We start from the raw sequence: 7559 nt of genomic DNA, 5'->3' as shown, positions 1-7559 counted from the left end.
GCCAACGACGTCGCGAAGTACTTCGCGATCATCCCCGCGATGTTCGCGGTCGCCTACCCGTCGCTGGACAGGCTGAACATCATGGGCCTGGCCTCGCCGGAGTCCGCGATCCTGTCCGCGGTCGTCTTCAACGCGCTGATCATCGTCGCGCTGGTGCCGCTCGCCCTGAAGGGCGTGCGCTACCGGCCGACCAGCGCGGACAGGATGCTGCGCCGCAACCTCGGGATCTACGGACTGGGCGGCCTAATCGCCCCGTTCGTCGGCATCAAGCTCATCGACCTGCTCATCTCCCTCATCCCCGGAATCGGCTGAAGCCATGACCAACAACTCCGTAGGAAACGCAGGGCGTCTGCTCTGGGCGGGCCTGCGCGCCCTGCTCGTGCTGACCGTGGTGACCGGCGTGCTCTACCCGCTGGCCGTCACCGCCATCGCCCAGGTCGCCTTCCACGACAAGGCCAACGGCTCCGAGGTCAGGGACGCGAGCGGCAGGGTCGTCGGCTCCGACCTCATCGGGCAGACCTACAACCTGCCGAAGAAGGACCCGGACGACGCCGAGGAGGCGGCGGTCCCGGACCTGAAGTGGTTCCAGCCGCGCCCGTCCAACGGCCTCGGCTCCAACAGCGTCAACCCCCAGTACACGCTGATCCTGTCCGGCGCGACCAACCGGTCCGGCGACAACCAGGACCTGATCGCCTGGGTGAAGGACGCCAAGGCCGCCGTGGTCAAGGACAACTCGGTCCCCGGCCACCAGGTCGAGCCCGAGGACGTGCCGGCCGACGCCGTCACCTCCTCCGGCTCCGGCCTGGACCCGCACATCTCCCCCGAGTACGCGAAGCTCCAGGTCCACCGCGTCGCCGCGAAGAACAACCTGGACGTCAAGGCGGTCGACAAGCTCGTCGCCGACCACACCGACGGCCGGACCCTCGGCTTCCTCGGCGAGCCCCGCGTCAACGTCCTCCAGCTCAACATCGCCCTCAAGGCGCTCGCCGCGAAGAGCTGACGGGGACGGGGCTGGCCCAGACGGGCGACACCGACGGGCCAGACTCAGACAGGCCGGACACGGACAAGAGCAGACACGGACAGAGCAGACACAGACGGACCTGATGCGGTCGCCGGGAAAGCGCCTCCGGCGTACCCGGCGACCGCATCAGAATCCCGTCAAATCAGCAGCTCAACGCTGCCGTGTGCCCGACTTGTCCGAAACTCTGGCCTTAAGGTCGACGCAGCGTACACAGCGGGCGCGGAAGCATCTGAAAGACAATGGGGCCATGGGACGCGGCAAGCTTCGGATCTACCTCGGCGCGGCGCCGGGCGTCGGCAAGACCTACGCGATGCTCTCCGAGGCGCACCGGCGCGTCGAGCGCGGCACCGACTGCGTCGTCGGCTTCGTGGAGCACCACGGGCGGCCCCGCACCGAGGTGATGCTGCACGGCCTGGAGCAGGTCCCGCGCCGCGAGATCGAGTACCGCGGCGCCCTCTTCACCGAGATGGACGTCGACGCGGTCCTGGAGCGGCGCCCGACCGTCGCCCTCGTGGACGAGCTCGCCCACACCAACGTCCCCGGCTCGCGCAACGCCAAGCGCTGGCAGGACATCGAGGAGCTCCTCACCGCCGGCATCGACGTCATATCGACCGTCAACATCCAGCACCTGGAGTCGCTCGGCGACGTCGTCGACTCGATCACCGGCGTACGGCAGCGGGAGACCGTCCCCGACGAGGTCGTCCGCCGCGCCGACCAGATAGAGCTCGTCGACATGTCGCCCCAGGCGCTGCGCCGCCGCATGGCCCACGGGAACGTCTACCAGTCGGACAAGGTCGACGCCGCCCTCTCCAACTACTTCCGCCCCGGCAACCTCACCGCCCTGCGCGAGCTCGCGCTGCTCTGGGTCGCCGACCGGGTCGACGAGTACCTCCAGCAGTACCGCGGCGAGCACGACATCCGCTCCACCTGGCAGGCCCGCGAGCGCATCGTCGTCGGCCTCACCGGCGGGCCCGAGGGCCGGACGCTGATCCGGCGCGCGGCCCGGGTGGCCGCCAAGGGCTCCGGCAGCGAGATCCTCGCCGTCTACATCGCGCGCAGCGACGGGCTGACCTCCGCGTCCCCCAAGGAGCTGACCGTCCAGCGGACCCTGGTCGAGGACCTCGGCGGCACCTTCCACCACGTCATCGGCGACGACGTGCCCTCCTCGCTGCTGGAGTTCGCACGCGGCGTCAACGCCACCCAGATCGTGCTCGGCTCCAGCCGCCGCAAAGCCTGGCAGTACGTCTTCGGACCCGGCGTCGGCGCGACCGTCGCCCGCGAGTCCGGGCCCGACCTCGACGTCCACATCGTCACGCACGACGAGGCGGGCAAGGGCCGCGGCCTGCCCGTCGCCCGCGGCGCCCGCCTGGGGCGCTCCCGGATCATCGCCGGCTGGCTCGTGGGCGTCGTCGCGCCCGTGCTGCTCTCGCTGGTGCTCACCGGAGTCGACGACGCCTTCGGCCTCGCCAACGACGTCCTGCTCTTCCTCTTCCTGACCGTGGTCTCCGCCCTGCTCGGCGGGCTGCTGCCGGCGCTCGCCTCCGCGGCCGTCGGATCGCTGCTGCTGAACTACTACTTCACGCCGCCCACCCACACGCTGACGATCTCCGACCCGAAGAACATCGTCGCCATCGTGATCTTCTTCGCGGTCGCCGTCGCGGTGGCCTCCGTCGTGGACCTGGCCGCCCGCCGGACCCACCAGGCCGCCCGGCTGCGGGCCGAGTCGGAGATCCTCTCCTTCCTGGCCGGCAGCGTGCTGCGCGGCGAGACCACCCTGGACGCCCTGCTGGAGCGGGTCCGCGAGACCTTCGCCATGGAGTCCGTGGCGCTGCTGGAGCGGCAGAGCGACGTCGACCCGTGGACCTGCGCGGGCAGCGTCGGGCCCCGAGCCGTCGCCCGGCCCGAGGACGCGGACGTGGACATGCCCGTCGGCGACGACATGGCGCTCGCGCTCTCCGGGCGCGTGCTGCCCGCCGAGGACCGACGGGTGCTCGCCGCGTTCGCCGCGCAGGCCGCGGTCGTCCTGGACCGGCAGCGGCTGGTCGGCCAGGCGGAGGAGGCGCGCAGGCTCGCCGAGGGCAACCGGATACGGACCGCGCTGCTCGCCGCCGTCAGCCATGACCTGCGTACGCCGCTGGCCGCCATCAAGGCCGCCGTCTCCTCGCTCAGGTCCGAGGACGTGGAGTGGTCCGAGGCCGACGAGGCCGAGCTGCTCGCGGGGATCGAGGACGGCGCGGACCGGCTCGACCATCTCGTCGGCAACCTCCTCGACATGTCCCGCCTGCAGACCGGGACCGTCACCCCGCTGATCCGCGAGACCGACCTGGACGAGGTGGTCCCCATGGCGCTGGTCGGGGTGCCGGACGACAGCGTCGTACTCGACATCCCCGAGACGCTGCCCATGGTGGCCGTCGACCGGGGACTGCTGGAGCGGGCCGTCGCCAACATCGTCGAGAACGCGGTCAAGTACAGCCCGGACGCCACCCCCGTCGCCGTGTCCGCGAGCGCCCTCGGCACGCGCGTGGAGCTGAGGGTCGCCGATCGGGGGCCAGGCGTCCCCGAAGAGGTGAAGGACCGGATATTCGAGCCGTTCCAGCGCTACGGTGACGCTCCACGCGGTGCGGGAGTCGGCCTCGGCCTGGCGGTCGCCCGCGGCTTCGTGGAGGCCATGGGCGGCACCCTCGCCGCCGAGGACACCCCGGGAGGCGGCCTGACCATGGTCCTCACCGTCAAGGCGGCGCCCGGACACGCGCCGGTCAGCCCCGAGCTTCCCGCGAGGGTCACCTCATGACCGAGCCGCGGGCGACCACCGCGACCCCCGCGACCACCGCGCCCACCACTACCCCCGCGACCACCGCCGCCACGGCGAACCCCGCCACCACCGCGACCCCCGCGACCTCGGCGGCGCCGGCCCAGGCGTCGGCGCATACGTCAGTGCAGAAAGGCAGGACCTCAATGACCCGGGTGCTCGTGGTCGACGACGAGCCGCAGATAGTACGCGCCCTCGTGATCAACCTGAAGGCGCGCAAGTACGAGGTGGACGCGGCGCCCGACGGCGCGACGGCGCTTCAGCTGGCAGCGGCCCGCCACCCCGACGTCGTCGTGCTCGACCTCGGACTGCCCGACATGGACGGCGTCGAGGTGATCAAGGGGCTGCGCGGCTGGACCCGCGTCCCGATCCTCGTGCTCTCCGCGCGCCACACCTCCGACGAGAAGGTCGAGGCGCTGGACGCCGGCGCGGACGACTACGTCACCAAGCCCTTCGGCATGGACGAGCTGCTGGCCCGGCTGCGCGCCGCGGTCCGCAGGGCGGAGCCGGTGGGCGGCGACGACGACGTCGTGACGGTCGAGACGGAGGGCTTCACCGTCGACCTCGCGGCGAAGAAGGTGCACCGGGACGGGCGCGACGTACGGCTCACCCCGACCGAGTGGCACCTGCTGGAGGTCCTCGTACGCAACACCGGGCGCCTGGTCAGCCAGAAACAGCTGCTCCAGGAGGTCTGGGGGCCCTCGTACGGCACGGAGACGAACTATCTGCGGGTGTACATGGCCCAGCTGCGGCGCAAGCTCGAGGCGGACCCCTCGCACCCCCGGCACTTCGTCACGGAGCCCGGAATGGGATACCGCTTCGAACGTTGATTCAGGGGTTGGGCCGGCCGGTAGGCTTTCTGTATGAGTGCCGTACCCCGTCAGGAGAATCCGGGCAGGGCGGCGAAGCCGGCCGGCCGGTTCCGTCGCATGCTCGACCGGCTGTCCACCTCCCAGCAGGACCTCGAGTCCGAGGAGCTGCAGGAGGACGCCGAGGCATCGGGGTGTATCCGCATCGCCGAGTGCGATGACCGCCAGATCGTCCGGGTGACTGGTACCTTGCGCACGGTCACCCTGCGACCGCGGGCGGGCGTGCCCGCCCTGGAGGCGGAGCTCTTCGACGGCACGGCCCCGCTGGACGTCGTCTGGCTCGGCCGCCGTTCGATCGTGGGCATCGAGCCGGGCCGTAGGCTCATAGCCTCGGGCCGTATCTCGATGAGCCACGGGCGACGGGTGCTCTTCAACCCCAAATACGAGCTCCGACCGCTCGGACAGGAGTAGCCGGTGACGTCTGTCGACAAGCCGACCACGCAGAACCAGGAACAAGGCGGCGACGCCGACGCGCAGGCGAAGGCCGTCACAGAGGCGGCGCTGTTCGAGGCGTTCGGCGGAGTGCGGGGCATGGTGGAGACGGTCCTGCCCGGACTGCTCTTCGTCACGATCTTCACGATCAACAAGGACCTGCACATCTCGGCCATCGCGGCCCTGACGGTGTCCGTGCTGCTCGTCGCGGTGCGGCTGGTCCGCAGGGACACGGTCAAGCACGCGTTCAGCGGGGTCTTCGGCGTCGCGTTCGGCGTCGTCTTCGCGATGATGACCGGCAACGCCAAGGACTTCTACCTGCCGGGCATGCTGTACACCCTGGGCCTGGCGGTGGCGTACATCGTGACGACGATCGCGGGCGTCCCGCTGGTCGGCCTGATCCTGGGACCGGTCTTCAAGGAGAACCTCTCCTGGCGGACCCGCAACCCGGGCCGCAAGAAGGCGTACGCGAAGGCGAGCTGGGCCTGGGGCCTGATCCTGCTCGCCAAGTGCGCGATCCTCTTCCCGCTCTACTGGTGGGCGGACACGGAACAGCTGGGCTGGGTGCTGGTGGCCCTCAAGATCCCGCCGTTCCTGCTGGCCGTCTATCTCACGTGGCTCTTCCTCGCGAAGGCGCCGCCGCCGATCGACGTCTTCGCGGAGATGGAGGCGGAGGAGCGCGCGGAGAAGGAGCGCGAGGCGTCCGCGGCGAGACGCGAGCAGTAGCCGAGCGGCGAGCACGACGCGAAGGGGCCCGGGAACCAGATGGTTCCCGGGCCCTTCGTCGTACGGAGCGTTCACCGTACGGAGCCGTTCTCGGGATCGAGTCTTCGTCGTACGGAGCCTTCGTCCTGCCGCGCGTTCGTCGTGCCGAGCGATCTCGTACGTACCAGAACCCGTCGTACTCGACGCGCCGCCGGCTGCCGACCCGCCCGCGTGCTGTCCGGCAGCGAGCCGACCAGCATGCCGACAAGCCAGCCGACCAGCGGCCCGACTAGCTCTGCGGCTCCTCTTCCCGGCGGACCGAGAGCAGGTCCTCCAGCTGCTCCTCGCGCGCCTGCGCGGCCACGAACAGCAGCTCGTCGCCCGCCTCCAGAGTCTCCTCCGGGCCCGGCGTCAGCACCCGCGAGCCGCGGATGATCGTGACCAGGGAGGTGTCCTCCGGCCAGGCCACATCGCCGACCGACGTGCCCGCCAGCGCGGACTCCGGCGGCAGCGTGAGCTCCACCAGGTTCGCGTCGCCGTGGCTGAAGCGGAGCAGCCGCACCAGGTCGCCGACGCTCACCGCCTCCTCCACCAGCGCCGACATCAGACGCGGCGTGGAGACGGCCACGTCGACGCCCCACGACTCGTTGAAGAGCCACTCGTTCTTGGGGTTGTTCACCCGGGCCACCACCCGCGGCACCCCGTACTCCGTCTTCGCCAGCAGCGAGACGACGAGGTTGACCTTGTCGTCGCCCGTCGCCGCGATCACGACGTTGCACCGCTGCAGCGCCGCCTCGTCCAGCGAGGTGATCTCGCACGCGTCGGCCAGCAGCCACTCCGCCTGCGGCACCCGCTCGACCGAGATCGCCGTCGGCGCCTTGTCGATCAGCAGGACCTCGTGTCCGTTCTCCAGCAGCTCGCCCGCGATGGAACGACCCACCGCGCCGGCGCCCGCAATAGCCACTCGCATCAGTGACCACTCTCCTCAGGGCCCTGGGCGAAGGCCGCCTCGACCTTCTGGATCTCGTCCGTCCGCATCATCACGTGGACGAGGTCGCCCTCCTGCAGCACCGTCTGCGACGTCGGCAGCACGGCTTCCCCCAGCCGGGTGAGGAACGCCACGCGCACGCCCGTCTCCTCCTGCAGCGCGCTGACCTTGTGACCGATCCAGGACGGCGCGATGTGCACCTCCGCGAGCTGCACCCCGCCGCTCGGGTCCCGCCACAGCGGCTCAGCGCCGGACGGCAGCAGGCGCCGCAGCATCTGGTCCGCGGTCCAGCGGACGGTGGCGACGGTGGGGATGCCCAGACGCTGGTAGACCTCCGCGCGGCGGGGGTCGTAGATCCGGGCGGCGACGTTCTCGATGCCGAACATCTCGCGTGCCACGCGGGCCGCGATGATGTTCGAGTTGTCTCCGCTGCTGACCGCCGCGAACGCGCCCGCGTCCTCGATGCCGGCTTCGCGCAGCGTGTCCTGGTCGAAGCCGACCCCGGTGACGCGGCGGCCGCCGAACCCGGAGCCCAAGCGGCGGAAGGCCGTGGGGTCCTGGTCCACGACGGCGACCGTGTGCCCCTGCTGCTCCAGGGTCTGCGCGAGAGCGGCTCCCACTCGCCCGCATCCCATGATGACGATGTGCACGACCGTCCTTCCGGCTGTCAGTTGTTTTTCTATGGCTTCGCTCAAGCCTTCACTAGGGTCTCAGACCGCGGCCCAAGCTACACAC

The 7559-nt window shown here is 70.7% G+C and carries 7 protein-coding genes and 1 pseudogene; 6 read left to right on the top strand and 2 right to left on the bottom strand.

Annotated elements, in window-relative coordinates; all coding sequences use genetic code 11:
• The 6 genes and pseudogenes from AB0M39_RS11075 to AB0M39_RS11050 all read left to right on the top strand — a co-directional run.
• Positions 1-312: pseudogene (locus AB0M39_RS11075) on the top strand (potassium-transporting ATPase subunit B); the annotation flags it as partial.
• A 4-nt stretch (positions 313-316) separates the two neighbouring features.
• A complete protein-coding gene (locus tag AB0M39_RS11070; protein ID WP_365362580.1) occupies positions 317-1000 on the top strand; it encodes a potassium-transporting ATPase subunit C in 684 nt (227 codons plus the stop codon).
• 268 nt (positions 1001-1268) lie between these two features.
• A complete protein-coding gene (locus AB0M39_RS11065; RefSeq protein WP_365362578.1) occupies positions 1269-3812 on the top strand; it encodes a sensor histidine kinase KdpD in 2544 nt (847 codons plus the stop codon).
• Positions 3813-3976: 164 nt separating this feature from the next.
• Complete coding sequence (locus AB0M39_RS11060; RefSeq protein ID WP_365362586.1) at positions 3977-4660, top strand: response regulator; 684 nt, start codon at positions 3977-3979, stop codon at positions 4658-4660.
• A gap of 33 nt (positions 4661-4693) precedes the next feature.
• The gene (locus AB0M39_RS11055; protein WP_365362576.1) at positions 4694-5110 is read left to right on the top strand and encodes an OB-fold nucleic acid binding domain-containing protein; all 417 of its coding nucleotides are present in this window, start codon (positions 4694-4696) and stop codon (positions 5108-5110) included.
• 3 nt (positions 5111-5113) lie between these two features.
• The gene (locus AB0M39_RS11050; RefSeq protein WP_365362574.1) at positions 5114-5857 is read left to right on the top strand and encodes a DUF3159 domain-containing protein; all 744 of its coding nucleotides are present in this window, start codon (positions 5114-5116) and stop codon (positions 5855-5857) included.
• A gap of 268 nt (positions 5858-6125) precedes the next feature.
• Here AB0M39_RS11050 and AB0M39_RS11045 read toward each other — a convergent pair whose 3' ends face one another.
• Positions 6126-6806, bottom strand: coding sequence for a TrkA family potassium uptake protein (locus tag AB0M39_RS11045; RefSeq protein ID WP_365362572.1), 681 nt, complete (start codon positions 6804-6806; stop codon positions 6126-6128).
• Positions 6806-7474: a TrkA family potassium uptake protein gene (locus AB0M39_RS11040; protein WP_365362570.1), complete on the bottom strand. Its 669-nt coding sequence runs from the start codon at positions 7472-7474 to the stop codon at positions 6806-6808. The genes AB0M39_RS11045 and AB0M39_RS11040 overlap by 1 nt, the downstream gene beginning before the upstream one ends.
• Positions 7475-7559: the final 85 nt, after the last annotated feature.

Source organism: Streptomyces sp. NPDC051907 (assembly GCF_040681075.1).
Taxonomy (GTDB): Bacteria; Actinomycetota; Actinomycetes; order Streptomycetales; family Streptomycetaceae; genus Streptomyces.
Note: the sequence above shows the minus strand (reverse complement) of the source record. Positions and strands in the feature narration are given on the sequence as shown.